Source organism: Parageobacillus galactosidasius, assembly GCF_002217735.1.
GTDB classification, from domain to species: Bacteria; Bacillota; Bacilli; order Bacillales; family Anoxybacillaceae; genus Parageobacillus_B; species Parageobacillus_B toebii.
This window is the reverse complement of the sequence record NZ_NDYL01000002.1, coordinates 979,457-1,004,700: the sequence shown is the minus strand read 5'-3', so window position 1 is coordinate 1,004,700 and position 25,244 is coordinate 979,457. Positions and strand designations below refer to the sequence as shown.

30 protein-coding genes are annotated in these 25,244 nt (G+C 41.2%); 21 read left to right on the top strand and 9 right to left on the bottom strand.

Going from position 1 to position 25,244, the window contains the following annotated elements; translation table 11 throughout:
* Window positions 1–3 precede the first annotated feature (3 nt).
* A complete protein-coding gene (locus tag B9L23_RS14660) occupies window positions 4–900 on the top strand; it encodes a deoxyribonuclease IV (protein WP_062678755.1) in 897 nt (298 codons plus the stop codon).
* A gap of 12 nt (window positions 901–912) precedes the next feature.
* On the opposite strand, the gene B9L23_RS14655 is transcribed toward B9L23_RS14660, so the two are convergent.
* The gene (locus B9L23_RS14655; protein ID WP_015864515.1) at window positions 913–1,179 is read right to left on the bottom strand and encodes a DUF2624 domain-containing protein; all 267 of its coding nucleotides are present in this window, start codon (window positions 1,177–1,179) and stop codon (window positions 913–915) included.
* Between the two features lie 147 nt (window positions 1,180–1,326).
* Between B9L23_RS14655 and B9L23_RS20155 the strand changes: the two genes are divergently transcribed.
* The 4 genes from B9L23_RS20155 to zur all read left to right on the top strand — a co-directional run bounded on the left by B9L23_RS20155 (window position 1,327) and on the right by zur (window position 3,576).
* Window positions 1,327–1,440: a hypothetical protein gene (locus tag B9L23_RS20155; RefSeq protein WP_375216655.1), complete on the top strand. Its 114-nt coding sequence runs from the start codon at window positions 1,327–1,329 to the stop codon at window positions 1,438–1,440.
* A gap of 96 nt (window positions 1,441–1,536) precedes the next feature.
* The gene (locus B9L23_RS14650; protein ID WP_015864514.1) at window positions 1,537–2,295 is read left to right on the top strand and encodes a metal ABC transporter ATP-binding protein; all 759 of its coding nucleotides are present in this window, start codon (window positions 1,537–1,539) and stop codon (window positions 2,293–2,295) included.
* 15 nt (window positions 2,296–2,310) lie between these two features.
* Entirely contained in the window at window positions 2,311–3,144 is an 834-nt protein-coding gene (locus B9L23_RS14645) for a metal ABC transporter permease (protein ID WP_015864513.1), read from the top strand.
* Window positions 3,145–3,150: 6 nt separating this feature from the next.
* Window positions 3,151–3,576 carry a zinc uptake transcriptional repressor Zur gene (zur, locus tag B9L23_RS14640; RefSeq protein WP_015864512.1) on the top strand — a complete coding sequence of 142 codons (426 nt, stop codon included), beginning with the start codon at window positions 3,151–3,153 and terminating at the stop codon, window positions 3,574–3,576.
* A 22-nt stretch (window positions 3,577–3,598) separates the two neighbouring features.
* On the opposite strand, the gene B9L23_RS14635 is transcribed toward zur, so the two are convergent.
* Window positions 3,599–4,159, bottom strand: a complete 561-nt coding sequence (locus B9L23_RS14635; protein WP_089097923.1) for a hypothetical protein — start codon at window positions 4,157–4,159, stop codon at window positions 3,599–3,601.
* A 260-nt stretch (window positions 4,160–4,419) separates the two neighbouring features.
* Here B9L23_RS14635 and B9L23_RS14630 point away from each other — a divergent pair, with 260 nt between their 5' ends.
* Window positions 4,420–4,767, top strand: a complete 348-nt coding sequence (locus B9L23_RS14630; protein WP_015864510.1) for a membrane protein — start codon at window positions 4,420–4,422, stop codon at window positions 4,765–4,767.
* Between the two features lie 25 nt (window positions 4,768–4,792).
* Here the strand turns inward: B9L23_RS14630 and ispG are convergent, their stop codons facing one another.
* Window positions 4,793–5,884, bottom strand: coding sequence for a flavodoxin-dependent (E)-4-hydroxy-3-methylbut-2-enyl-diphosphate synthase (ispG, locus tag B9L23_RS14625; RefSeq protein WP_062752928.1), 1,092 nt, complete (start codon window positions 5,882–5,884; stop codon window positions 4,793–4,795).
* Between the two features lie 89 nt (window positions 5,885–5,973).
* On the bottom strand, window positions 5,974–6,303 hold the full coding sequence (locus B9L23_RS14620; protein WP_062752927.1) for a LysM peptidoglycan-binding domain-containing protein: 330 nt from the start codon (window positions 6,301–6,303) through the stop codon (window positions 5,974–5,976).
* A gap of 176 nt (window positions 6,304–6,479) precedes the next feature.
* On the opposite strand from B9L23_RS14620, the gene B9L23_RS14615 reads away from it, so the two are divergent.
* Genes B9L23_RS14615 through pstA form a run of 3 tightly spaced genes read left to right on the top strand, consistent with a single transcriptional unit; the run spans window position 6,480 to window position 9,246 of the window.
* A complete protein-coding gene (locus B9L23_RS14615; RefSeq protein WP_211278818.1) occupies window positions 6,480–7,376 on the top strand; it encodes a phosphate ABC transporter substrate-binding protein PstS family protein in 897 nt (298 codons plus the stop codon).
* 60 nt (window positions 7,377–7,436) lie between these two features.
* Complete coding sequence (gene pstC / locus B9L23_RS14610) at window positions 7,437–8,327, top strand: phosphate ABC transporter permease subunit PstC (protein WP_089097922.1); 891 nt, start codon at window positions 7,437–7,439, stop codon at window positions 8,325–8,327.
* A 1-nt stretch (window position 8,328) separates the two neighbouring features.
* Complete coding sequence (gene pstA, locus B9L23_RS14605; protein WP_089097921.1) at window positions 8,329–9,246, top strand: phosphate ABC transporter permease PstA; 918 nt, start codon at window positions 8,329–8,331, stop codon at window positions 9,244–9,246.
* A 29-nt stretch (window positions 9,247–9,275) separates the two neighbouring features.
* On the opposite strand, the gene B9L23_RS14600 is transcribed toward pstA, so the two are convergent.
* A complete protein-coding gene (locus tag B9L23_RS14600) occupies window positions 9,276–10,052 on the bottom strand; it encodes a DUF1189 domain-containing protein (protein WP_089097920.1) in 777 nt (258 codons plus the stop codon).
* 121 nt (window positions 10,053–10,173) lie between these two features.
* Entirely contained in the window at window positions 10,174–11,904 is a 1,731-nt protein-coding gene (locus tag B9L23_RS14595; RefSeq protein WP_089097919.1) for a methyl-accepting chemotaxis protein, read from the bottom strand.
* A 224-nt stretch (window positions 11,905–12,128) separates the two neighbouring features.
* On the opposite strand from B9L23_RS14595, the gene sodA reads away from it, so the two are divergent.
* The 4 genes from sodA to pstB all read left to right on the top strand — a co-directional run bounded on the left by sodA (window position 12,129) and on the right by pstB (window position 17,449).
* Complete coding sequence (gene sodA, locus B9L23_RS14590; protein WP_062752919.1) at window positions 12,129–12,743, top strand: superoxide dismutase SodA; 615 nt, start codon at window positions 12,129–12,131, stop codon at window positions 12,741–12,743.
* A 156-nt stretch (window positions 12,744–12,899) separates the two neighbouring features.
* Complete coding sequence (locus B9L23_RS14585; protein WP_081188103.1) at window positions 12,900–14,186, top strand: MFS transporter; 1,287 nt, start codon at window positions 12,900–12,902, stop codon at window positions 14,184–14,186.
* Window positions 14,187–14,278: 92 nt separating this feature from the next.
* A complete protein-coding gene (locus tag B9L23_RS14580; protein WP_081188105.1) occupies window positions 14,279–16,408 on the top strand; it encodes a peptidoglycan D,D-transpeptidase FtsI family protein in 2,130 nt (709 codons plus the stop codon).
* A gap of 228 nt (window positions 16,409–16,636) precedes the next feature.
* Window positions 16,637–17,449, top strand: coding sequence for a phosphate ABC transporter ATP-binding protein PstB (gene pstB, locus B9L23_RS14575; protein ID WP_062678747.1), 813 nt, complete (start codon window positions 16,637–16,639; stop codon window positions 17,447–17,449).
* Between the two features lie 47 nt (window positions 17,450–17,496).
* On the opposite strand, the gene B9L23_RS14570 is transcribed toward pstB, so the two are convergent.
* Window positions 17,497–17,946, bottom strand: coding sequence for an endolytic transglycosylase MltG (locus B9L23_RS14570; protein ID WP_015864499.1), 450 nt, complete (start codon window positions 17,944–17,946; stop codon window positions 17,497–17,499).
* Window positions 17,943–18,296: a hypothetical protein gene (locus tag B9L23_RS14565; RefSeq protein ID WP_373467248.1), complete on the bottom strand. Its 354-nt coding sequence runs from the start codon at window positions 18,294–18,296 to the stop codon at window positions 17,943–17,945. The genes B9L23_RS14570 and B9L23_RS14565 overlap by 4 nt, the downstream gene beginning before the upstream one ends.
* A gap of 161 nt (window positions 18,297–18,457) precedes the next feature.
* On the opposite strand from B9L23_RS14565, the gene rpmG reads away from it, so the two are divergent.
* The 5 genes from rpmG to B9L23_RS14545 all read left to right on the top strand — a co-directional run bounded on the left by rpmG (window position 18,458) and on the right by B9L23_RS14545 (window position 21,680).
* On the top strand, window positions 18,458–18,607 hold the full coding sequence (rpmG, locus tag B9L23_RS14560; RefSeq protein WP_015864497.1) for a 50S ribosomal protein L33: 150 nt from the start codon (window positions 18,458–18,460) through the stop codon (window positions 18,605–18,607).
* A gap of 86 nt (window positions 18,608–18,693) precedes the next feature.
* Complete coding sequence (locus B9L23_RS14555; RefSeq protein WP_062752912.1) at window positions 18,694–19,263, top strand: 5-formyltetrahydrofolate cyclo-ligase; 570 nt, start codon at window positions 18,694–18,696, stop codon at window positions 19,261–19,263.
* Entirely contained in the window at window positions 19,256–20,035 is a 780-nt protein-coding gene (locus B9L23_RS14550; protein ID WP_081188109.1) for a DUF92 domain-containing protein, read from the top strand. The genes B9L23_RS14555 and B9L23_RS14550 overlap by 8 nt, the downstream gene beginning before the upstream one ends.
* 116 nt (window positions 20,036–20,151) lie before the next feature.
* Window positions 20,152–20,328 carry a hypothetical protein gene (locus B9L23_RS20580; protein ID WP_015864494.1) on the top strand — a complete coding sequence of 59 codons (177 nt, stop codon included), beginning with the start codon at window positions 20,152–20,154 and terminating at the stop codon, window positions 20,326–20,328.
* Between the two features lie 182 nt (window positions 20,329–20,510).
* The gene (locus B9L23_RS14545) at window positions 20,511–21,680 is read left to right on the top strand and encodes a rhomboid family intramembrane serine protease (RefSeq protein WP_015864493.1); all 1,170 of its coding nucleotides are present in this window, start codon (window positions 20,511–20,513) and stop codon (window positions 21,678–21,680) included.
* Here the strand turns inward: B9L23_RS14545 and B9L23_RS14540 are convergent.
* Window positions 21,677–22,549: a hypothetical protein gene (locus tag B9L23_RS14540; protein ID WP_015864492.1), complete on the bottom strand. Its 873-nt coding sequence runs from the start codon at window positions 22,547–22,549 to the stop codon at window positions 21,677–21,679. The genes B9L23_RS14545 and B9L23_RS14540 overlap by 4 nt on opposite strands.
* Before the next feature lie 169 nt (window positions 22,550–22,718).
* Between B9L23_RS14540 and B9L23_RS14535 the strand changes: the two genes are divergently transcribed.
* The 3 genes from B9L23_RS14535 (at window position 22,719) to B9L23_RS14525 (ending at window position 25,192) form a co-directional block, all read left to right on the top strand.
* Window positions 22,719–22,940, top strand: coding sequence for a YqgQ family protein (locus B9L23_RS14535; RefSeq protein ID WP_015864491.1), 222 nt, complete (start codon window positions 22,719–22,721; stop codon window positions 22,938–22,940).
* The gene (locus B9L23_RS14530; RefSeq protein ID WP_089097918.1) at window positions 22,937–23,893 is read left to right on the top strand and encodes an ROK family glucokinase; all 957 of its coding nucleotides are present in this window, start codon (window positions 22,937–22,939) and stop codon (window positions 23,891–23,893) included. Before B9L23_RS14535 ends, B9L23_RS14530 begins: the two co-directional genes overlap by 4 nt.
* Before the next feature lie 132 nt (window positions 23,894–24,025).
* Window positions 24,026–25,192 carry a M14 family metallopeptidase gene (locus B9L23_RS14525; RefSeq protein ID WP_089097917.1) on the top strand — a complete coding sequence of 389 codons (1,167 nt, stop codon included), beginning with the start codon at window positions 24,026–24,028 and terminating at the stop codon, window positions 25,190–25,192.
* The last annotated feature ends 52 nt before the right edge of the window (window positions 25,193–25,244 follow it).

Below are 25,244 nucleotides of genomic sequence, written 5' to 3'. Positions count from 1 at the left end.
GAAATGTTAAAAATTGGATCACATGTGTCAATGAGCGGAAAAAAGATGCTGCTTGCAGCAAGTGAGGAAGCTGTTTCCTACGGAGCAAATACGTTCATGATCTACACGGGGGCTCCGCAAAATACACGGCGTAAAAAAATTGAGGAGCTGAATATTGAAGCAGGGCTTGCCCATATGAAAGAGCATGGCATTGAAGAAATTGTTGTACATGCTCCATATATCATTAATATCGGCAACACAAAAAATCCGGACACGTTTGCTCTTGGTGTAGAATTTTTGCGATCTGAAATCGAACGGACCGAGGCGATTGGCGCAAAACAAATTGTTCTTCATCCTGGAGCGCATGTCGGGGCAGGTCCGGAAGCAGGAATCCGCAAAATTATTGAGGGGTTAAATGAAGTATTAACGCGTGAACAAACGGTGCAAATCGCATTAGAAACAATGGCGGGAAAAGGTTCGGAATGCGGCCGCAGCTTTGAGGAACTCGCCCAAATTATTGATGGTGTCACCCATAACGAAAAATTGTCGGTTTGCTTTGATACGTGCCATACGCATGATGCCGGTTATAACATCGTCGATGATTTTGATGGGGTATTGGAAGAATTTGATCGAATTATCGGGTTAGACCGGCTTAAAGTGCTCCATATTAACGATAGCAAAAATCCGCGCGGAAGCCGGAAAGACCGCCACGAAAACATCGGTTTTGGACATATCGGTTTTGCCGCATTAAACTATATCGTTCATCATCCACAGCTTGCCGACATTCCGAAAATTTTAGAAACACCGTATGTCGGAGAGGATAAAAACAATAAAAAACCGCCATATAAGCACGAAATTGCCATGTTGCGCGCGCAAATATTTGATGAAGAGTTGTTGACAAAAATTATGAATGATGAATAAAAAGGGCAAAAGTCAGATGCCCTTTTTATTGATAAATTTTAAAAATAGTTCATTTGCTTTTTTAGCGGTTTGCGGTGATGTAATTTTGGCAAGTTCTTTCACCCATTTTTTTCGTTCTTGTGGATCAAACACATTAATTTTATTCGTTCGGGCGATATGGAGAATTTTTTTCGCTTGTTCCACCGTTAATGGAATGTCGTAATCATGACTATATGAAACAAGCTCCTCGGGGGTGATCGTTTTTATTTTTTGCTGAATGAGCTGTTGATAAAGGTTCATTTTCGACTCCTCCTCTTCCATAGGCATCATATGAAATGAAGAGCCAAAACGTGTATTGTAATGAAACAAAAACAAAAAAGAAGGGTGTTTTTTGGCACAGAAACAACATAAAAAGGAGGCTCTCAGCCATATTTTTTCTTTATTTTTTTGGGAGCTTCCCTTGCGGCATTTTCGATCGAGCAGCTTTTAATCCCAAACCGAATTATTGATGGTCGGGTTATCGGGAGTTCGCTTATTTTAGATTATTTAATTCCAGATTAAATCGGCGATTCATTAACATTTACAAATGCCGTTCGATCGGTTATACTACGTTCGTAGTTAAATCGTAATTATTCTGAATTAGCAGGGGAGAACAGAATGAAAACAGAATATGTGTTGAAAATCGAACATGTCTCATTTCGGTACGAAAGAGAGAACGTGTTGGAAGATATCAATTTGGCCGTGCCTAAAGGTGCGTTTTTAGGGATCGTCGGTCCGAATGGTTCAGGGAAATCGACGCTTTTAAAATGCGTATTAGGCGTATTAAAACCGCAGCAAGGCAATATTTATTTGTTTGGGACGCCAATCGAGTCGTTTAAAGATTGGCACCGCATCGGCTTTGTATCACAAAAGGCAAACAGCTTTAATACCGGATTCCCTGCCACTGTGTACGAAGTTGTCGCAAGCGGATTAACGGCTAAACGCGGAATGTTTCGCTTTTTTACAAAAAAAGATAGACAGGCGGTATTGGAGGCAATTGAAGCGGTTGGGATGAGCGATTTTTCCCGCCAAAACATCGGAGAATTATCCGGCGGGCAACAGCAGCGTGTATTTATTGCCCGGGCGATTGTCAGCAAACCTGAATTGCTTATTTTAGATGAGCCGACTGTTGGTGTTGATATTCATCACGTACAAAGTTTTTACAACATGCTTGATGTGCTAAACCGGCGCCTTGGCATTACGCTTGTACTCGTCACGCATGATATTGGGACCATTACCAAAAAAGTGACGCATGTTGCATGTCTAAATAAACATTTATATTTTCATGGGAAAGCCGAAGAATTTGAGAAGCTCGAGGAGCAGGCATTGTCGAAATTTTACGGGCATTCACTTCATGTGCTTTCTCATCAACATTGATGGAGGAATGGCACGATGATTGAAGCAATATGGCAATACGAATTTTTACGCAACGCGTTTATAGCTGGAATATTAATCGGCTTGGCTGCTCCGCTCCTCGGTGTATTTATTGTTGTCCGTCGTCTGTCGTTAATTGCCGATGCGCTCAGCCATGTGACGCTTGCCGGTATTGCGGCAAGTTTGCTGTTGGGCAAAAGCTTTGCTTATTTTACAAACTGGAATCCGCTTTATGTGGGAATGGGGTTTTCCGTTTTAGGTTCACTGTTTATTGAAAAATTGCGAGCAATATATAAACATTATCAAGAATTAGCGATTCCGATCATTCTTTCTGGTGGAATTGGTCTTAGTGTAATTTTTATTTCACTTGCCGATGGATTTAATACGGATTTATTTTCCTATTTGTTTGGCAGTGTAAGTGCAGTGAGCCGTCAAGACGTATGGACGGTATTTATTATTGCTTGTGTTGTCATTGGCATTATTTTATTGTTATATAAAGAATTATTTCTCCTTTCATTTGATGAAGAGTATGCGGCGATCTCTGGCATTCGTGCGAAGCTTATTCATTTTATATTTATCGTTTTAGTAGCGCTCGTGATTGCTGCATCAATGCGGATTGTCGGCGTATTGCTTATTTCTTCGTTAATGACGCTTCCTGTGGCGGCGAGCATTCGGATTGCAAAAGGATTTAAGCAGGCGATTGGTTATTCGATTTTGTTTGGTGAATTATCTGTTATTGCTGGTTTGCTGCTGTCATATCAGCTTGATTTGGCGCCTGGTGGAACGATCGTTATGCTTGCCGTTTTCATTTTGCTTATCGTAATCATGTGGAAAAATTGGAAAAGGGGATGAGGAGCGATGAATGTTGAGGAAGCAATCCGCTTAATGAAAAAAAAGGGATTTAAACACACTGGCAAGCGGGAAGATATGCTGCAGCTATTTGCTAACACCGATAAATATTTAACTGCCAAAGATGTATTAGAAGCATTACGGGACGATTATCCGGGATTAAGTTTTGATACGATTTATCGCAATTTATCGCTATTTGTAGGACTTGGTATTTTGGAAATGACCGAGTTATCAGGAGAAAAACACTTCCGTTTTACATGCAACGCGCCTCATCATCACCATCATTTTATTTGTATAGAATGTGGAAAAACAAAAGAAATTTCGGTTTGCCCGATGGACGATTTAACAGGGCAATTGCATGGATATGAAATATCCGATCATAAATTTGAAATATATGGGAAGTGCCCGGAATGCCAAAGGGATATCTCAACATAAAAGGAGATATCCCTTTGGTCATTTATAGAAGCCGTTCAATATGTTGCTTTGCTTCCAACCAGTCTTTGACGCGAATCACTTGCTTAGGAAGGGGGCCTTGATTATACGGCGTATCAAATAAAATGACGGGAATATTGCATTCTTCGGCAATATCGCAGGCATTGTCGTATTTGTCTTCGAAAAAGGCGGAAATATGATATGTTTTTACCGCTTCAATTTTGTCGTGTGAACCAATTAATTCAATATGATGATAATGAATGCCGTTTATTTGAAACCATCGTTCAGTCAGATCATATAAATGTCTGCCTCGGGCGCTTATATAAAATAATTCATATTTGTTTTTCCAGCTATTGATGACTTCAAGCGCATGTTCCGCCAGCGGAGCACATTCGTAAATCATTGCCTCGTATTTTTCCATCCATCGATCCATTTCTTCTTCCGTTGTATCATACAGTGGAGCTAAATTATATTGGGTAATGTCATTCAGTGTTAAATTTTTCCGAAAAGATTGGTTCAAATATGGAATAAAAGTACTCGGACAAGTAACCGTCCCATCAATATCAATACCAAGCCGCTTTTTCATATTTATTTTTGCACTCCTTTAATCCAAACATCCATGTATATTGTAGCACCATTAGGACAAGTATGCATTATTTTGTGTTCATGATCCGTTGTACAGAAGTAAAGCCCACAGTAATTGTCAGAAAAGATATGGATGGCGATTTGGGACAAATCCAATGCTTCCTATTCGCTTTTTGCCATAGAAAATATTCACATTTATAATTTCGCATAACCGTCTCATACTAATTAATGCTCCTTAATTAAGGAAAGCGAGGGAAGCACATGGTTGAAGATCGCAACCGCACGTATAACGAAAGCTACGTGCAATCAATAGGAAAAGAAGAACCAGAACGTGATTTTATGGAAGAAACGGCGACAGAAATAGCAGAACCAGTTCGCCGCTATGATGAACGGGACGAAAAAGCAGCAAATGGAGCAGGATTAGGCTGGTTAGCGCTTGCTCTTTCGATTATTTCCTTATTTATTTGGCCTGTCTTATTAGGAGCAACAGGCATTATTGTCGGCTTTATCGCACGCCGGCGTGGTGCGGAAACGCTAGGTGCATGGGCCATCGGTATTGGGGTTGTAGCGATTATCGTCCGTCTGTTCATCATGCCGTTTTATGATTAATGTAAAAAGCTTGGCGCATGAAGCGTCAAGCTTTTTGTTTTGCGAAGTATTCTTCCGCTAATTTGTCGACTTCTTTTTTCAATTCTTCAACCATCTTTTCTTCTGGAACTTTACGGACGATTTTGCCATGACGGAATAGCAAGCCTTCGCCGCGTGCTCCGGCGATGCCAATATCCGCTTCGCGCGCCTCGCCAGGCCCGTTGACGGCGCACCCGAGCACCGCGACTTTAATTGGTGCTTTAATTTTTGAAATATATTCTTCAATCTCGTTAGCGATGCTGATTAAATCAATTTCAATGCGTCCGCACGTTGGGCAGGAAATTAATGTAGCCGCATTGGACGCTAATCCGAACGCCTTTAATATTTCTTTTGCGACTTTTACTTCTTCGACCGGGTCGGCGCTAAGCGATACGCGAATTGTATTGCCGATTCCTTTGCTTAAAATGGCACCGAGCCCAGCCGCGCTTTTTACCGTTCCGGCAAAAAGCGTACCCGACTCAGTAATACCAAGATGAAGCGGATAATCAAACGCCTGTGCGGCTTTTTCATATGCTTCAATCGCCAAGCGAACATCGGACGCTTTTAACGAAACGATAATATCGTGGAAATCAAGTTCTTCTAAAATGCGAATATGGTATAACGCGCTTTCGACCATGCCGTCAGCGGTAGGATAGCCATATTTTTCCAAAATCCGTTTTTCCAACGATCCGGCATTGACGCCAATGCGAATCGGCACACCGCGTTCTTTTGCCGCTTTTACGACCGCTTCTACTTTTTCACGGCGTCCAATATTTCCAGGATTGATGCGAATTTTGTCTACTCCGCCTTCAATTGCTTTCAGCGCTAACTTATAGTCAAAATGAATATCCGCCACCAGCGGAATGTTAATGCGCTTTTTAATTTCTGGAATGGCGTTGGCCGCTCGCTCGTCTGGACAAGCAACGCGGACGATTTGGCATCCCGCTTCCTCAAGCCGCTTTATTTGGGCGACTGTTGCTTCTACATCATGTGTTTTTGTTGTTGTCATGCTTTGAATAATAACCTCGTTATTTCCGCCAATTGTTAAATTGCCAACGCGAACAGGACGAGTTTTTGAACGATGAATAATTTCACCCACGAGAAATTCGCTCCTTTAAGAAACAAGTTCATGCCGCTTTCTGAACTATTGTAACAATGTTTATCGTCACTTGACAAGAAATTCGCAGCTTAACGTTTGTATACCGGTATTTTATATTTTTTTCCAATTTGTAATGTTTGTGCTTTTTCACCTGGATTTAATGCTTCAAAATCGGTGATCGCCTTGTCAATAGGAACGGGAATCGACCCGTTTTGCAGCTTTTCCATAATGGACAATAGCGTATCTCCCGGTTTGACGGCTACCATTTGATACGGGATATGAACGTTTGTTTTTGCGTCTGCAGTATGTTCCGGGGGTGCTGTTGCTTTCGTTGAAGCGATCAATGTCCCTGTTGTTACATCGTAATAAATGATATAGATGGCGAGACATAGGACGAAGGCGCTGATTGCTTTTTTCACCTATTATTCCTCCAATGAACGTTGTTAGTAACTATGTATGCTCGTCCCGAAAAAAATATGTAAAATATGCTTGTCTTCTTTACGTAAACTTAACATTTGCTTAATAAAGGCATAAAACTCGTTCGTTACAATGAACATGTACATGGGCAACAGAAAATAATTGGGAGGGTCAATCGATGATGCGGAAAAAACCAATCAGATTCGGAATTGCTGCATTGTTAATAACGGGGATGCTTGCGGGGTGCGGAAAATCGGATAACACAACAGAGGAAAATTCCGGAAACACAGAAACAAAGCAAGAAGAATCGTATTCTGGAACGATTACGTTAGCTGGATCAACCGCTCTTCAACCGCTTGCTGAAGAAGCAGCAAATCAATTTATGGAAAAATACCCTGATGTTTCGATTACTGTACAAGGGGGAGGAAGCGGAACAGGCGTTAACCAAGTTGCTGCTGGTGCTGTACAAATCGGAAACTCGGATGTTCCATCTGCAGAAAAGCTGGAAGATAAATCAAAAGCTGGAGAGCTTATTGATCATAAAGTAGCAGGAATTGCTTTTGCGCTTGTAGTGAATAAAGATGTTGATGTCGATTCTTTAACATTACAACAAATTCAAGATATTTTCTCTGGAAAAATTACCAACTGGAAAGATGTTGGTGGAAAAGACGAAAAAATTAACGTTATTAACCGTCCGGCTTCCTCTGGAACACGTGCTACTTTTGAAAAAACGGTGATGAAAGACGTAAAAATAAACGAAGCGATTGGAACTGTTCAAGATTCCAATGGCGCGGTCGAACAAGCGATTAACTCAACGCCGGGATCGATTAGTTATGTTGCGATGTCCTACTTAATCGGTGAAAAGAAAGATTTAAAAACGTTAAAAATCGATGGTGTAGAACCAACGATCGAAAATATCAAAACGGAAAAGTATCCTTTCTGGTCTTATGAATACATGATTACAAAAGGCGAGCCGAAAGATGCAGTGCGCGGATTTATCGAATACGTGAAAAGCAAAGAATTTGCTCCGAAAGTAAAAGAAATGGGCTACATTCCTATGTCTGAATTAGAGTAATTCCATTAAAGGCTGGCTACATCGTTTAGCCAGTCTTATTCTTCATGAGGTGATGGAAGAATGAAAGAGAAAAGAAAGCTCAATTATTGGAAAAACGAATATATCGGAAGGATCCTAGTAACTTTTTGCGGTCTGTTGATCGTTATTACTACTCTTTCTATTATTGCGTTTATTTGTGGCAAAGGAATCCAGTCATTTACGGAAAGCGGAATTTCTCTGAAGGAAATGCTGTTCTCGACAGAGTGGAGGCCAAGTGATTCGAATCCAAAATATGGAGCCGTTATTTTTATCGTCGGGTCAACGCTTGTATCCATTGGAGCGGTGTTGTTAAGCACGCCGATTGCGATCGCTCTTGCTATTTTTATGCATTTTATTTCTCCTAAATTCGGTTCATCTGTATTAAAACCAGTATTGGAGCTGCTTGTCGGCATTCCGTCCGTCGTTTACGGTTGGTTAGGTGTTACAATTCTTGTTCCGCTTCTTCGTGAATGGTTTGGCGGCGTGGGATTTAGTTTGTTAGCTGGAATTATCGTATTAAGTGTAATGATTTTACCGACGATCACAAGCATCACGTCAGATGCGCTGAACAGTGTTCCGTTTTCTTACTTGGAAGCGTCATACGGACTTGGTTCAACGAGATGGCAGGCGGTTAGCCGAGTCATCGTTCCCGCAGCAAAAACGGGAATTTTAACTGGCATCGTCCTTGGGTTAGCGAGAGCGTTCGGCGAAGCATTAGCGGTTCAAATGGTAATCGGAAACACGGTGAAACTTCCTTCAGGATTATATAGCCCAACAGCGACATTAACCGGAATTTTAACAATGGATATGTCGAATACGATAAACGGTACTGCTTGGAACAATGCGTTGTGGACATTGGCGATGATTTTGCTGCTTATTTCCTTTTTCTTTATTTTGCTTATACGCATGATCGGACAAAGAGGGGAACGATAATATGAGATCGAGAGTAGTTGATAAAGTTTGGACGAGCATATTTTATGTGATTGCTGCTTTCGTCATTAGTTTGCTTATCTTATTTTTTGTGACGATTTTGTCGAAAGGTTGGGGATTTTGGCAGCCAGATTTTCTATTTGGAAAACCGAGCAACACGCAAGCAGGGGGAGGAGTTGGCCCTCAGCTTATTAACTCGCTTTATATGCTTGTTATTACGTTATTGATTTCTGTTCCATTGGGATTAGGAGCAGGAATTTATTTGGCGGAATATGCCAAACAAGGAAGAATGCTTAACTTTATTCGGTTGTGCATTGAGACGATGGCGTCTCTGCCGTCGATTGTCGTTGGATTGTTTGGATTATTAGTGTTTGTGACGCTGACAGGATGGGGCTACACGTTAATTGGCGGCGCGTTGGCGCTTACGATATTAAATTTGCCAGGATTGACACGTATATGCGAGAACGCGATTTTAGATATTCCTTCAAGTATAAAGGAAGGTAGTCTTGCGTTAGGAGCGACGCGATGGCAAACTTTAATGAAAGTGATTCTTCCGTCTGCTCTCCCGCAAATCATGACAGGGGTAATTTTAGCGGCGGGACGAATTTTTGGTGAGGCAGCTGCATTAATTTATACGGCAGGATTAACGACACCGTTATTAAACTTTGCTGCCGATTTATCGAGCAAAGCACATCCGTTGAATGTTTTCCGACCGGCAGAAACGTTAACCGTGCACATTTGGAAATTAAATTCAGAGGGAATTGTTCCAGATGCAAAAGTGATTGCGGCGAAATCTGCAGCTATCTTAATTATTGCTGTTCTTTTGTTTAATGTTACTGCTCGTTTTGCGTCCGTTGCACTGCAGCGCTATTTTACTGGGAGTCGCCGAACAGCAAAAAAGAAAATGAGAAACGCTGCATAAAATAGACCACTATCGTTGTCGATAGTGGTCTATTCGTTTTGCGGTTTTGCGGAAGGAACTTCTTTCATTGCCAAAAATAGCACGGCAATCGAGACGAACCAATGGATAAATGGAGCATATGGCACAACCGTTTGCAGCGCCTCCATAACGGTGAAAAACACCGTTGATAAAGTGACAGCATATGCCGACATAATCCAAGTATGGCGATACTGCAGTTTTTTATCAAGAGTGCTGCGCAAAATTAATCCGAAGAAAGCGAGAATGGAAATGCCAATAAATTTGCTTGCGCTTGCGAATAAATAAATAACAAGAAACGACAGCGGTATGAAAACAGGCAGCAGTGACTGCATGGTTTCGATAAAGGAATGGACATCTTCGTCTGTTATTTTTATATCTGGAAACGTAGAATAGCTATAATATTGTGGTTGATGATTGGCGACTAATACAGCTTCGTGTTTTAAAAGCCCGATGGCGTTGCTAAAGCGCTCTACGTCTTCTTTTGTTACTCGGCCGGTGCTGTCAAAAATAATGGTAAAGCCGTGCTGATCAATATGAATGGGCTCTTTTGCAGAAGAATGCAATTGACCGTTTTCAATCGTAAACGAAGGGAGTTCATTTTGTAAAAGAGCGCTTGTATTACGAATTCCTTCGACAAAAGAAGTGGTTAAGTAATAGGCCATCGGCAAGATCGAAAGAAAGGTTAACAAAAATACATATCCAATGGTTTTTCCAATTCCTTGAAAGCGAAAACGTGCGATATCTTTCGGAGAATATAAACTTTTCCATAGCTGCACAAACATATTCATCCTTGACACATCCTTCCTGTCCTCCATTGTTCATTGTATATTGTGCGCGTTGATAATTCAACTAAAGACGCACGTATAAAAAAATCTCCTAGGAACGTTTTTGTTCCTAGGACAAACATGGTCATACTTTAAATGTTCGCAGGAGCCCATTTAATTGTTCGACGAGTTCAGTTAATGATTGAGAAGCATGTAAAACCTCATCCATTGAAGCGCTTTGCTGTTGAGTAACGGCCGCTACATGTTCCATGTTTCCAGCGATTTGTTGAGCAATGGAAGCAATCTCTTCCATGCTCATGGACATTTGTTTTGTTTGAGCACTGACATCATGAATAATAGTGGATACTTCTTTCGACTGTTGCGAAACATTGTTTACAGCTTGGACAATCCCTTTAAACGCCGCCTCCGTTTGATAGACCATTTTCATTCCGTGCTCGAGCACTTGCGAACCACGGGTCATAGATTGTACCGCTCGTTCTACTTCATGCTGAATTTCTTTAATAATGGTTTGAATTTGTTTAGAAGCTTGACCAGTTTGAGAAGCCAATTTTCTGATTTCATTTGCCACTACCGAAAATCCTTTGCCATGTTCCCCAGCCCGAGCCGCTTCGATCGCCGCATTGAGCGAAAGAAGATTCGTTTGGTTCGCGATATTGCTAATTAAGGAGACGATTTGGTCGATTCGATTTGATTTGTGTCCTAACATATAGATGGCTTCGGCTGTTTCTCCTACTGTTTTTTGTACGACACTCATTTGCTTTACAGTTTGATCCACAAGCTCATTTCCTGCGTATGCTTGATCGTTTGCTTTGCTTGTCGAGGCTTCTACATCAGCGATGGAAGCAGCTGCCTGATCCATTTCGTTTGCGATTTCATGGAAAAATTGCGAAATTTTTATGGAAGAATTCGCTTGTTTTTCCGTACCGCTTGCCGCTTCGTATATGGCGCTGGCAATTTGTTCTGACGCTTTTTTCGTTTCGTCGGAGGTACGCCGCAACGTTTTTGAAGATGCGGTGATATGTTTCGAGCTAGCGTCCACATGTTCAATGAGTGTAGTAAGGCTGTCCACCATTTGGTTAAATCCATCCGCCAATGTTCGGATATCTTTGCTGGAATAAGCAAGCTGGACTCTTGTTTGTAAATTTCCTTTTCCTACTTGACGCATCGCCTGCTTTAACGAAGCAATCGGTTGAGTAAATCGGCGGATAATAACAAAACCAATAAAACTTGTGAACAATATGGTGATCAACGAAACTAGAATGCTAATCCGTCTATATTCAAAAACAGACTGCAAATAATCTTCTTTTTTAAGAGCTAAAACATATATTTGGCCGTTTAAATCAATAGAAGGAGCAAATGATAAAGTCAATCCTTGAAAATGAAGGATTCCTTTCTTCTGTTTTTCGATTTGTTCGATCACAGAATTCGGCAAAGATGGTAATGGGCTAGAGAAATTCCCTAACTTTTCAATCCCTTTTTCTTTTGTAATGGCAAATTGCATCGGTTGCAAGTCGAGGGTCTTAAACTTGCGCTGATTCAGCGCTAGCACGTAGGACAGCTTTTTATAAAATTCCTCATTGGTGGTTGAAGACTTTAACATTGAAATTTTTTCAATCATTACCTCCGTTGACAGTTGCATTTGTTGTTCGATGGAATCGATGACGACTTGCTTGTTTTTTTCATAACCGATATAAGCGATTACCGCGGAGGAGATGCACGTAATAAAAATAATGACGAACACTAAAATGGTCTGTAAGTTCCAATTGCTGATCAAAGAAAACGGTGTGAAACGAACAGTGTTTATCTTAAATGGGAGTGAGAATAACTTTGGCCGGGTCCGCTTTGGTCGTTTCATTCTTTATACGCTCCTTTGCCGTATGAAATTCAATCATATCCCAATGTAACGAATTATTTTTAATATTTTGTTAAATTAATGTATAAAGTGTGTTAAGCAATGGGAGTTACAAGCAAATAAATTGAAACATTGTGGAAATTTTGGTAAGCTAATTTTGAACGAACGCACAGTGGTTATACTATATTTTGCGTTCGGATACATAAAAACAAAAAGGAGGAGTTAATATGGCTTTCGAATTACCGCAATTGCCTTATGCTTATGATGCGTTAGAGCCACACATTGACAAGGAAACAATGAACATTCACCACACAAAACACCATAACACTTATGTCACAAACTTAAATGCTGCTTTAGAAGGACATGCGGACTTACAAAACAAATCGATTGAGGAACTGCTCAGCAATTTGGAAGCACTTCCAGAAAGCATTCGCACAGCAGTTCGCAATAATGGCGGCGGACATGCTAACCACTCTCTATTCTGGACGATTCTTTCGCCAAACGGCGGCGGTGAGCCAACAGGCGAACTAGCAGATGCGATTAACAAAAAATTTGGCAGCTTTGCTGCGTTTAAAGAAGAATTTACAAAAGCGGCTACAACTCGCTTCGGTTCTGGTTGGGCTTGGCTTGTTGTCAACAACGGTGAGCTTGAAGTGACAAGCACTCCAAACCAAGACTCTCCATTAATGGAAGGAAAAACTCCAATTCTTGGTTTAGACGTTTGGGAGCATGCATATTACTTAAAATATCAAAACCGTCGTCCAGAATACATTGCTGCATTCTGGAACATTGTCAACTGGGACGAAGTAGCAAGACGCTACAGCGAAGCAAAAGCGAAATAATGAGCTGCTGAAGCGTACGGACTGGGCTAAAAGTAGAGGATGCTTTTAGCCCGGTTTTTTTTGTTTTTGCAAGGGATAAGTGTTTTTTCCGTCCCCGATGCATAGAACAACGAAAATTTGCAACACTACCCTTTAGACGAAAAAGGGGAGTTTATCATGGCAATCATCAAAAAAATTACTGGTCAAGAACAAATTACTCGGGACTTAGTGTTGCTGCTGTGCATCGGCGGTTTTTATGCATTGAGTGTTGCGCTTTCCAATACGTTTGTCAATGTGTATTTATGGAAACAGTCTGGAGAGTTTCGTGATTTAGCGCTATACAATTTGTCCGTTGTTACATTGCAGCCGCTGACGTTTATTTTCGCTGGAAAATTGGCCAAAAAAGTGGACCGCATTATTGTATTGCGTTTAGGCGTATCGTTTTTGGCGATTTTTTTTATTACCGTGTTGCTTGCCGGAAGTCGCGCCCATAACTACTTGATCGTGCTGGGTGCGCTTTTAGGTATCGGCTATGGATTTTATTGGCTTGCTTTTAATGTATTGACATTTGAAATTACCGAACCGGAAACTCGCGATTTTTTTAACGGGTTTTTCGGGATTCTTACTTCTATGGCTGGAATGATTGGCCCGATCGTTGCGGGATATATTATTTCTTCATTGGCAAATACGAAAGGATATACGTTTATCTTTTCTATTTCACTTGGATTGTTTGTTATTGCTGTCATTTGCAGTTTTTTTCTCAAACGACGCCCCGCGAAAGGAAATTATTTATTTCTTCGCATTTTAAAAGAACGGCGTTATAATAAAAATTGGCGGTTGATTACGAACGCTCATTTTTTCCAAGGGTTGCGCGAAGGAACGTTTATGTTCGTTATTTCCGTATTAGTGTATATCACTTCGAAAAGTGAGATGGCATTAGGAAAATTTGGCTTCGTGAACTCGCTGACATCATTTATTGCCTACTATATTGTTTCCAGGTTGATGAAACGGAAATATCGAAAAAAAGCGATTTTATGTGGCGGCTTATTGTTATATGGGGCTGTTTTTCTTATCGTTTTTCATGTCTCCTATCCGCGCTTGATCTTATATGCGATTGCGATTGCCATCGCTTATCCTCTATTGCTCGTTCCGTATTCGTCATTGACGTTTGATGTGATAGGGAGAAGCTGGAAATCGGCAGAAATGCGAATTGAGTATATCGTTGTCCGCGAGTTGTTTTTAAACGGCGGGCGTATCGTATCCATTCTCGCTTTTTTAACTGCGATTACATTGTTTGACGAAAGAACAGGAATATCGATTTTAATGTTAATACTTGGCGCAGGGCATTTCATCATTTATTTATTTGTACGACATATTCATTTAGATGGCAGAGGAACGAATGAAGAAAGGCATCCGTTTATTTCACCAAAGTTGGCGAATGAAGAAGGGGGCTCTCCAGCATAGGCAGCCCTCTTTTCCCATGGTTTTTTTCTAGAAAAGTTGCCATCTTTCTTTTACAATAAAAAGTAAGTGCTAAAAGAAGAGGAGGAGGCTAGTTGAAAAAGAAAAAAAGAGCACAAGTGCCGTTTCGATTGAACATACTTTTTTTTGTTGTGTTTTTGCTGTTTTCGGCACTTATTTTACGGCTTGGTGTCGTACAAATCGTTTATGGGGAATATTACCGGAAAGAGGCAGAGCGTACGGAGGATGAAATTGTCAGCACCCCAGTGCCACGCGGAAAAATTTACGACCGTTTTCATCGCGTCATTGTGGATAATATTCCGAGAAATGCCATTACATATACGCGTTCCAAAACGACGAAACCGGAAGATACGCTCGAAGTTGCACGCAAATTGGCTAAATATATCAACAAACCAGTTGACAAAGTTACGGAACGTGATATGAAAGATTATTGGATTTTAACACGAAAAGAAAAAGCAGAGAAAAAAGTAAGTAAAAAAGAACGAGAACGATTAGAAAAACAAGGATTGTCACAAAAAGAAATCGATAAAAAAATATATGAGCTCACATTAAAACGAATTACACCAGATGATTTGCGCGAGATTACAAAAAAAGAATTAGAAATTATCGCAATCAAACATGAGATGGACAGCGGATATGCGCTAACTCCGCAAATGGTGAAGAATGAGGGCGTAACGAATAGAGAGTACGCTGTTGTCAGCGAACACCTCGAGGAGCTTCCAGGGGTAAATACCACGGTTGACTGGAAACGACATTATGTGTATGGCAATACGTTTCGTTCTGTACTAGGCAATGTGACGAAAGATGATGAGGGAGTTCCGCGCGAACGGCTCGACTATTTTTTGGCGCGTGACTACAGCCGCAATGAACGCGTTGGGAAAAGCTACCTTGAAGCGCAATTTGAAGGTATATTGCACGGCAAAAAGGCAAAAATCAAAAATGTCGTCGACAAGTCCGGCAATGTGACTTCGATAGAGCAAATATATGACGGAGAGCGCGGGAAGGATCTTGTACTGACGATCGACATCGAACTTCAGAAGCAGGTGGAAAACATCATCGAGGAAGAAATCATGGCGACAAAGCGAAAGGGAAATTCTCCTTTGCTTGACCGGGCGTTTGTGGTGATGATGAACCCGAAAACGGGAGAAGTTTTATCCATGGCCGGAAAACTGCTCACAAAAGGTGAAAATGGAAAAACACAATTTGTTGATTTTGCTATTGGCAACATCACCTCGGCATATGCCATGGGATCGGCAGTAAAAGGTGCGACGGTGCTGTCGGGCTTTCAAACAGGAGTATTGCGTCCAAATACTTACATCCATGACGAACCATTATATATCAAAGACACGCCCGTTAAAAAATCGTGGCAGACGATGGGGACGATCAATGAGTTGACCGCGCTGCAGCGTTCCTCGAACGTATATATGTTTAAAACGGTGATCGCCATCGGCGGCGGGAAGTATCGCCCACACCGGCCGTTAAGCGTTAATCCGGAAGCGTTCACGACCATTCGCAAGTATTTTAGCCAATTCGGGCTGGGAGTGAAGACGGGAATTGATTTGCCAAATGAGCTTAGCGGTTTTCAGGGAAAAGAAACGGGAGCCGGGAAATTGCTAGACCTTTCCATTGGCCAATACGATATGTACACCCCGCTGCAAATGGCGCAATATGTATCAACGATTGCCAACGGCGGCTATCGGATGAAGCCGCAAATTGTTAAAGAGATTCGCAAGCCGACGGATAACGCAAAGGAATTGGGGCCGATTGTCCAACACTTTGAACCGGTTGTATTGAACCGGATCGATATGAAGACGGAGTATATTAAACGGGTGCAGGAAGGATTCCGCCGGGTGATGCAGGAGCCGAAAGGAACAGCGTATGCGTTTTTTGCCGATGCACCATATAAGCCGGCCGGAAAAACAGGAACAGCGGAAGCTTTCTATGACGGACCGATCCAAAGCAGACGAAATGATCCAACATATAATTTGACATTAGTCGGATATGCTCCTTATAACGATCCGGAAGTTGCATTTGCTGTTGTCGTTCCTTGGGCGACGCAAGGACAGAGCGACGGCATTAACAATAGAATCGGCAGACGAATCTTAGATACGTATTTTAAGCTAAAGGCTGAGAGAGCAAAAGGAAATGTTGCAAACAATACGACAAGCGGAGATATAGAGACAAACACGGACGAAAATGAATAACAACAATGAATAGGAAAAGAAGGCACTGTTTCGTATGGTGCCTTCTTTTTTTAAATTTTCCTTAACAAAAGCTTAACATTTAATTAAAATGCCGTTAATAGTTCCGGTGTATCCTAAGTTTAGAGGCTTAGTGAAAATAAGTGAGCGATAGAAACGTTTTTAGTGAAAACGATAGTGAATTAAAGGCGGGTTTTACCTTTTTATAGCAAAATAAAAGGGGAGACATTTATGGGTGTAACAGTAATAATGGAACGGCCTCATATGAATATAAGAGAAACCGCGAAAAAGGAGATGGTATATCATACAAACCAACTAAACGTATGGTACGGAGAGCATCACGCTTTAAAAAATATTAACTTATCTTTTTATGAAAACGAAATTACGGCAATTATCGGTCCATCTGGTTGCGGCAAATCCACTTACATTAAAACGTTAAACCGAATGATTGAATTATCGCCAAATGTCCGCATTACTGGGGAAATCAGCTATCGCGGCCGCAATATTTTTGATCGTTCTTACCATGTTGAAGAATTGCGCGCGAGCGTCGGAATGGTTTTCCAAAAACCAAACCCGTTCCCTAAATCCATTTATGATAATGTTGCTTACGGTCCACGCATTCATGGAATACGAAATAAAAGCGTGTTAGACGACATTGTCGAGAAAAGTTTACGTGCCGCAGCGCTTTGGGATGAAGTAAAAGATCGCCTTCATGAGCATGCGCATATGCTTTCGGGAGGACAGCAACAACGGCTATGCATCGCTCGCTGTTTAGCGGTTGAGCCGGATGTTATTTTGATGGATGAGCCTACTTCCGCATTGGACCCAGTGTCAACGGCGAAAATTGAAGAATTGATGCAACAGCTGAAAGAAAACTATAGCATTATTATCGTTACTCATAATATGCAGCAAGCGGCGCGTATTTCGGATAAAACGGCATTTTTCCTAAACGGGGAAGTCATCGAATTTGGAGATACGCACCAATTGTTTTCGAATCCGAGAGATAAACGAACAGAAGATTATATTACAGGACGATTTGGATAAAAATCGAAAATGGGGTTATTCCCTTGTTTTAGGGAGTAACCCCATTTTTATTTGGATTTGTTCGTGATTAGATCGCCTATTTCTTCGTAACTCATACCGCTATGTACTTTGTAAGTGCCGGCGCGAACGTAGCGAGTCAGCCCATGTGTTTCTAAATAGGTTACAAATGCGTTAGCATCGGAAATAATATGAGCATCTTCTAACTTTTGTGCGAAGTCGTTTGGCACTTCGCCTTTTTGAATCGTAAGAAAGTAAACATATATGGTTTTGGATGAAGGTGGATGGTCGGAAACAGAAGCAGGATTATCCTGTTTAGCTGCTTCTTTTAACCTTTTATATTCTGATTCACTGATTGCAATCAGCCCTTCTTTTTTCAGTGCGTCATGAAGTTTTGTCGCTGTCAATGTGTCGAATTCCATGTAGTAAGCAGCGCCGATTACGGAAGTGGCAAATAACATTCCAAGAGCAATCGCGCGTATTGTCTGCTTCGTCATCATCGTGCCAGTCCCCTTAAAATCATGCGCACTTCTTCTGTTGTAAGGGCGGTTTCGCGGGCGATTTGTTCATAAGAAAGACCTTGCTTATAGAGCGTAAATACACGATTTTTGGTTAAAGTGGATCGATCGCTGTCATGAGCCGAAGCGATATGCGTCGGATTTTCATGATGAATTAACAATTCTTCTTCTAATACTTGCAATCGTTTTTTCAATTGATATGATTCTTGTGCGAATGATAGTGTAAGATGATCAAGCTGTTCTTCCATTTGTTTTATATTGTCTTTTGCGAGAAAAGAAATAAAAAAAAGAAAAATAGAGAAGACGATAAGGCCTATCATGATGTATTCCATTATGCTCATCACCCCATTTCACTATATCATAGGTTTGTTTTTTCGATAAATACTTAATTGATAATTTGTAAAAAGCGTAAATTAGATGTGGAAATCGACATAAAAAAATGCTATCATAGAAAAGTCTGATTATAAGTTATTATAGTTTGGAGGGAAGAAACATGCGTGTTAACGTTACACTAGCTTGCACAGAATGCGGTGAACGTAACTATATTACATCGAAAAATAAACGCAATAATCCTGACCGTCTCGAATTAAAAAAATATTGTCCAAGATGCAAAAAGGCGGTACCTCATCGTGAAACGAAGTAAGCAGTAGGAAATTGATTCCTGCTGCTTTTTGTCTTTTTCTGTTTCATTTACTAGGCGGATGGATGCCGGTGAAGGAGGAAAAGGAGATGGAGGAAAAGAAGCAAATTCGCAAGATGATAAAAGCAAAATTGCAACAATTAACCGATGAAGAAAAACAAGCATATGATAAACAAATCGCGGATAGATTGTATAGGCTTCCGTTATGGAAAAGCGCAAAAACAATCGGCATTACTATTTCCAAGGAAAAAGAAGTGGACACAAAACCAATTATTGAACGAGCATGGCGTGAAGGCAAAACGGTGGGCGTACCGAAATGCGATCCGGCAACAAAAACGATGGTGTTTCGGAAAATTCAATCTTTTTCTCAATTGGAGTCTGCTTATTTTGGCCTGTGGGAGCCGATTGAAAAGATCACGGACGAAGTCGAAGGAAATGATATGGATATAATGGTCGTTCCTGGAATATGTTTTTCAAAAAATGGCTATCGCATTGGATATGGAGGAGGGTATTATGACCGCTATTTGCGGCATGTATCCGTTCCAACGATTTCATTAGCTTATTCATTTCAAGTGATGGACTCTCTCCCTGTAGAAGAACATGACATCCCTGTTCAATTGATTATTACAAACGAAGGAGTTATAAGATGTAATGAATGAATGGTTATACGTATTTGCTTCCGCTATTGTGGCGATTGGCGGCTATTTTATTCGTTCCCTTTCCATTTCCGGCGCAATAGCAGCAGTGCTTGTTGGAACAATCATTGGAAAAGGGTTTTCCTGGAAAGGAATGATATTATTAGGTATATTTTTCGTTAGTTCTAGCATCTGGAGTAAGATTGGCAAAAAGAGAAAACAGCAACTGATGGAGAAAGTAGAAAAAGGAGAATGTCGCGACTATATACAAGTATTTGCAAACGGGGGAGTTCCCGCACTGATCAGTTTTCTTTCCATTTTGAATCCATCGCCGCTTTGGCTTAACCTCTTTATTATTTCCATCGCCGCTGCAAACGCGGATACGTGGGCATCGGAAATCGGCAGTTTAAGCCGGCAAGCTCCGAGGTTATTGCCGAATTTCAAAAAAGCGGAAGTCGGAACATCGGGCGCGGTAACGTTATTAGGTACGATTGCCGCTTTTTTGGGAGCTGCTTTTATCGGCTTTGCAAGTGCTTTTCAATGGGACAACATTTCCATTATGACGGTAGCGTTTTTTGGATGGCTCGGCAGTTTTTTTGATACATTGTTCGGCGCGGCTTGGCAGACTGTTTATCGCTGTCCGGTATGCGGTCTCAAAACAGAACGAAAGGAACATTGCGGGCAAAAAACCGTGCACATAAAAGGGAGCCGCTTTGTAAACAATGATGTTGTAAATGTTTTATCGATTGCATGTTCTACGATTATTTATGTTTTTGTTATTTATCTTGGCAAATGATCAAAAACGGTCCATTTTATGGCCCGTTTTTTGCTATTTTATAGTGATTTCATAATTTACAAGCGAATGGGAAAAAACAATAAAGAGGAATTTTTGTAAGGAAGGAGAAAGAGAATATGAACAAATTTGTTTATTTCGTGTTGATGTTTATAGGTAGTATAGTGGTGTATCGCTGCCGCTACCGGATTGTGAACACTATATTGCGTGTTCGCCTTTTACAACAATGGCTTGTACGCTTTGCAATGAATATCCCGCTTGTCCGCAATACAATCATTTCTCAAGTATTTCGATAAGTGTGGTACAATGAAACAGTGGGATGTTTTAATCTCAAGACATATTGGCTATGAGCGGACATTTCGTGCTGCCATTTCCCATTGTTTTGCGATATTTTTTCGAAACGAATGCATTCCAATGGTTTTGTAGCCAAAAGGAATTATAGGGAGTTTGATTTTGTGGAACGAAGGGAGAGGGGACTTTGAATGGAAAAATGGAATTATTATTTTGGCAGCTTGTTTATTTTTTTATAAAACAGCGTTATCGTATAATTCAGCTGTCCAATCATTCACATGAAATTTGGCTGGAGTCGCTTGAAAATAAACACGTTCCTATTGTTCGGGTTGTGCGTTATGACATCGATTGGAGCCAATGGTTGAAGCGGGATATGGAATATGCTTGGCGCATTGCCGAACAAATTCAAAAACGGCGGATAAGAAGATTCAGGGAAATTGTCAATATTTATGTTTCCACATACCCTCCTGTTGACGATTGGGAGTTTCTTATCGAGAAGCCGCTGCCGCTTTCACAAAAGCGAAATGCTGTTTTTCGAACATTTCTTATTCATTCCGGAAACGTAAATATGTCATTGCAACAGTTAACGGAAATTGTCCAAACACCTATTGTCCTTCCGACAGTAGTGAATGATATTGATCCATTTTTTGAAGCGGAGCGGCTGAAGCAGGATATTTTACGGGAAGCGAGAGAACAGCATGAAAGAGAAAGACGATTGTTTGAATACGGGAAGCCTGTTTTTACATATATTTTTATCGCATTGCAAGTGCTCGTCTTTCTGTTAATGGAATGGAGTGGAGGCAGCACGAATCCGGCGGTTTTGATCCAATATGGCGCAAAATTTAATCCCCTTATTCAAGAAGGGGAGTGGTGGCGCTTTTTTACACCGATTTTTTTGCACATTGGCTTTTTGCATTTATTGATGAATACGTTCGCCCTTTACTATTTGGGTATGACGGTCGAACGTCTTTACGGATCGTGGCGCTTTTTCTTTATCTATCTTATTGCGGGGTTTTTTGGGACGCTGGGCAGTTTTTTATTTACTACTTCTCTTTCCGCAGGAGCATCAGGCGCCATTTTTGGTTTATTCGGAGCGCTTCTTTATTTTGGCACTGTATATCGGCATCTATTTTTCCAAACGATCGGAACCAATATTATCGGTTTGATTATTATCAACCTGTTATTTGGGATAATGGTGCCTGGAATTGATAATGCCGGGCATATTGGCGGATTAATTGGCGGATTTCTCGCTTCGGGTATTGTCCATTTGCCAAACCATCTTGATTGGAAGCGGCAAGTGCGAACATTGCTAGTGACGGTGAGCGCTGCCGCCTTAGGTTTATATATCGGATTCTAACTGGAAATTTGCTGGATCAGCTGAATTTTTTCTCCATCTTTTGTCTCAGTGAGAACAATTAAGTGGGAATAATCTTTGCTTATTAAAATAAGCGGTATTGTACTGCCGATTGGCGAGAGGATGGATCCATCCTCTTTTTTTATGCCGAGAAAATAAGATTTATATATTCCTTCCCAAAGTTTCCCAAGTATTTCTTGCGTTTTTTCCATAGAAAGGTCAGGCAAAGGTTGTTCATTGTAAATAATTAAATCAGGCAAATAGAATGAATAATATTGTTGGCTGTTTATAGAGAAGTGAGATAAGAGCGATTGTGCTTTCTGCTGAAGAAATTCGTTTGTCGTTTTGTTTAATACTTTTTGCCACTCTTTTTCATCCCTTGTTGTTGCACGGTGAAAGGAAGCAAGCGGGCTGTACGGAGAATCGATCACGTACAAGTAATCGCTTGTCATTGTTTGGCTGCTTGTTATTGCATTTCCTTCATGAAGTTCTCCATGGTGAAAAGAAATCGTTTGAAAAAGATGGCTATCTTTTGCTGTCACTTTTTTTTCCTGCACTAATGTTTGGACATTATTCTTCCATTTTGACAGACGATCAACAAGACGCCCATCTGCAAAAAGCAAGGAAATATCTTGACGCAAGTAAGCGTTCCGGTCTAATGAAGACGATGTTGACCAAAGCAATGAATACTTTCCTTCCCGTTTTCGCGGCTGCAATTGAAGCTTTGTTTTTGCATCATGAAACTTTACGTGCGGATTAATCGGGAAAAAGATGATCGTTTCTTTCGTTGGTCGATGGAAGGAAAATGGAAACAATGAAATAATGCATAAAAACGCTGCTATAATCATTGTGATTGGAACTAATTTTCTCATAATAGCCCCCTACACGGACAAGTTTGTCACCAATATATGCACGTAAAGGGGAAAAGATGTATGAATTTGTTTTCCATTGTCCATGATGCGTTCAAGTTTTTTCCTTTCTTGACGAAAATGGACGTTTCTTTATACATTTATATTGAGTAAAAAATGTGCAGGTGAAACAATGAAAACGGTATACGATGTGCAGCAACTTTTAAAACAGTTTGGAACGATTATATATGTAGGGGATCGTTTAGCAGATTTAGAGCTGATGGAGGAAGAATTAAAAGAACTATACCAGTCGCAGCTGATTGATGTGAAAGATTATCAAATGGCGCTTTTTATATTAAGACATGAGGCGCAACTCGAAAGAGAAAAACGAATGAAAAGGAATGACGAAACATGACGGAAAAATGGCTTGTTGGAGTGGATTTAGGCGGAACGACGACTAAAATGGCGTTTGTGACAACAGATGGTGATATCGTACATAAATGGGAGATCGATACCGATATTTCGAACAAAGGGGAAAACATTGTAAAGCATATATCACAATCGCTAGAGGAGACGTTACATCACCTTGGAGAAAGCAAAGATCGGCTTTTAGCCATTGGGATCGGCGCGCCGGGACCGGTGCATATGGAAACAGGGATGCTTTATGAAGCGGTGAATTTAGGGTGGAAAAATTACCCATTAAAAGAGCGGCTTGAGCGAGAAACATCCCTTCCTGTAGCGGTGGACAATGATGCGAATATTGCCGCCCTCGGGGAAATGTGGAAAGGAGCTGGAAGTGGCGCGCGCGACCTTATTTGCGTCACACTTGGTACCGGTGTCGGAGGTGGGGTTATTGCCAATGGTCAAATTGTGCACGGCGTAAACGGTGCCGGTGGAGAAATCGGCCACATGACAATGCTTCCAAAAGGCGGTGCGCCGTGTAATTGCGGTAAAACCGGCTGTTTGGAAACGATTGCTTCTGCTACGGGAATTGTAAGAATCGCAAAAGAAAAATTATCACATTGGGATAAACCGACTTTGCTTCGCGATGAAACCGTAACTGCCAAAGCGGTATTTGACGCGGCGAGAGCGAATGACGAACTAGCGCTCGAGGTTGTGGATGAAGTGATGTTTTACCTCGGACTGGCATTGGCGAATGCAGCGAATGTGTCAAATCCGGAAAAAATCGTTATTGGCGGCGGTGTGTCAAAAGCAGGTAATATATTAGTAGAACGTGTCAGTACTTATTTCCGTCGTTTTGCGTTTCCGCGTGTCGCGGAGGGAGCCACGATTGTATTGGCGACGCTTGGCAATGATGCGGGAGTAATTGGCGGTGCATGGTTGGCAAAAATGTCACTGTCTGTTTGATTAGAAAGTGAATATGCAAGAGGTAAACGATTCATCGAAAGGACATCTGCCGATGAATCGTTTTTTATTTTTCATTTTCTACACCATATGCTCATATGTTGAAGGTAGAACATCTAGGAAGGAGAGACCGCTTTGAATATATATGCTTCTCTAGGTGATACGCTAGCGATGTATAGCAAATGGTTTTCCGTTCCTTACGAATTGTTGGCAGACTCTAATCCACATATAAAAAAGGATGAACTAGAACCAGGTGAAGTTGTACGTATTCCAGGATATGAAACCGTTCATACGTGGGAAGAGTTGGCTAGTTTTTTCCCTGTGCATGAAGAAGCATTGCAACGGATGAAAGGAACGCCTGAAATTATCAGCGGATCAGTGCAGCTGCCAAAGAGAGTGATTTCCCGCGTTGTTCAAGGGCAGAAAACATACGATTTTTCCGCACTACATCAAGATATTGAAGCACTTTGCCGCTGTTATCCATTCGTGCGAACAAGAACGATCGGATATAGTGTGCTCGGATTGCCATTAATCGAAATAAAAATTGGCCAAGGGCCGATTCGCGTTCATCTGAACGGTTCGTTCCATGCGAACGAATGGATTACAACGGCGATTATCATGACGTTTCTCAACGATTACTTGCTAGCAGTGACAAACAGTGAGCCGCTTCGAGGACATCATATGCTTGATTATTATAAAAAAGTGACATTATCTGTTGTGCCGATGGTGAATCCAGATGGCGTCGACCTCGTTTTACACGGTCCCCCTGAGCAAGAACCGTATCGTAGCGAAGTGATTCGAATGAATGGAGGATTCTCCGATGACTTTTCACAATGGAAAGCGAACATTCGCGGCGTTGATTTAAATAATCAATTTCCGGCGAAATGGGAAGTCGAACGAGCCCGTAAAATTCCAAAAGCACCTGCTCCACGTGATTTTCCGGGATTTGCACCGCTTACTGAACCGGAGGCAAAGGCGATGGCTGCATTAGCGGAAGAAAGTGATTTTGACATGATTTTAGCGTTTCACACGCAAGGAAAAGAGATATACTGGGGATATGAAGGATTTGAGCCATCTGAGGCGGAAGAAACGGTAAAGGAATTTGCGAAAACGAGCGGTTATCAAGCAGTAAAGTATATTGACAGCCATGCGGGATATCGCGATTGGTTTATTCAAACGTGGAAGCGAAGAGGGTATACGGTGGAATTAGGCGAAGGAGTAAATCCGCTGCCAATTGAACAGTTTACAGAGATTTATGAAGATAGTCTTGGCATTTTTCTAGCAGCGCTGTATATGGCTTGAGGAAAATCATAACATATAAAAAACGCAAGAGGCTTGTAAATGCCTCTTGCGT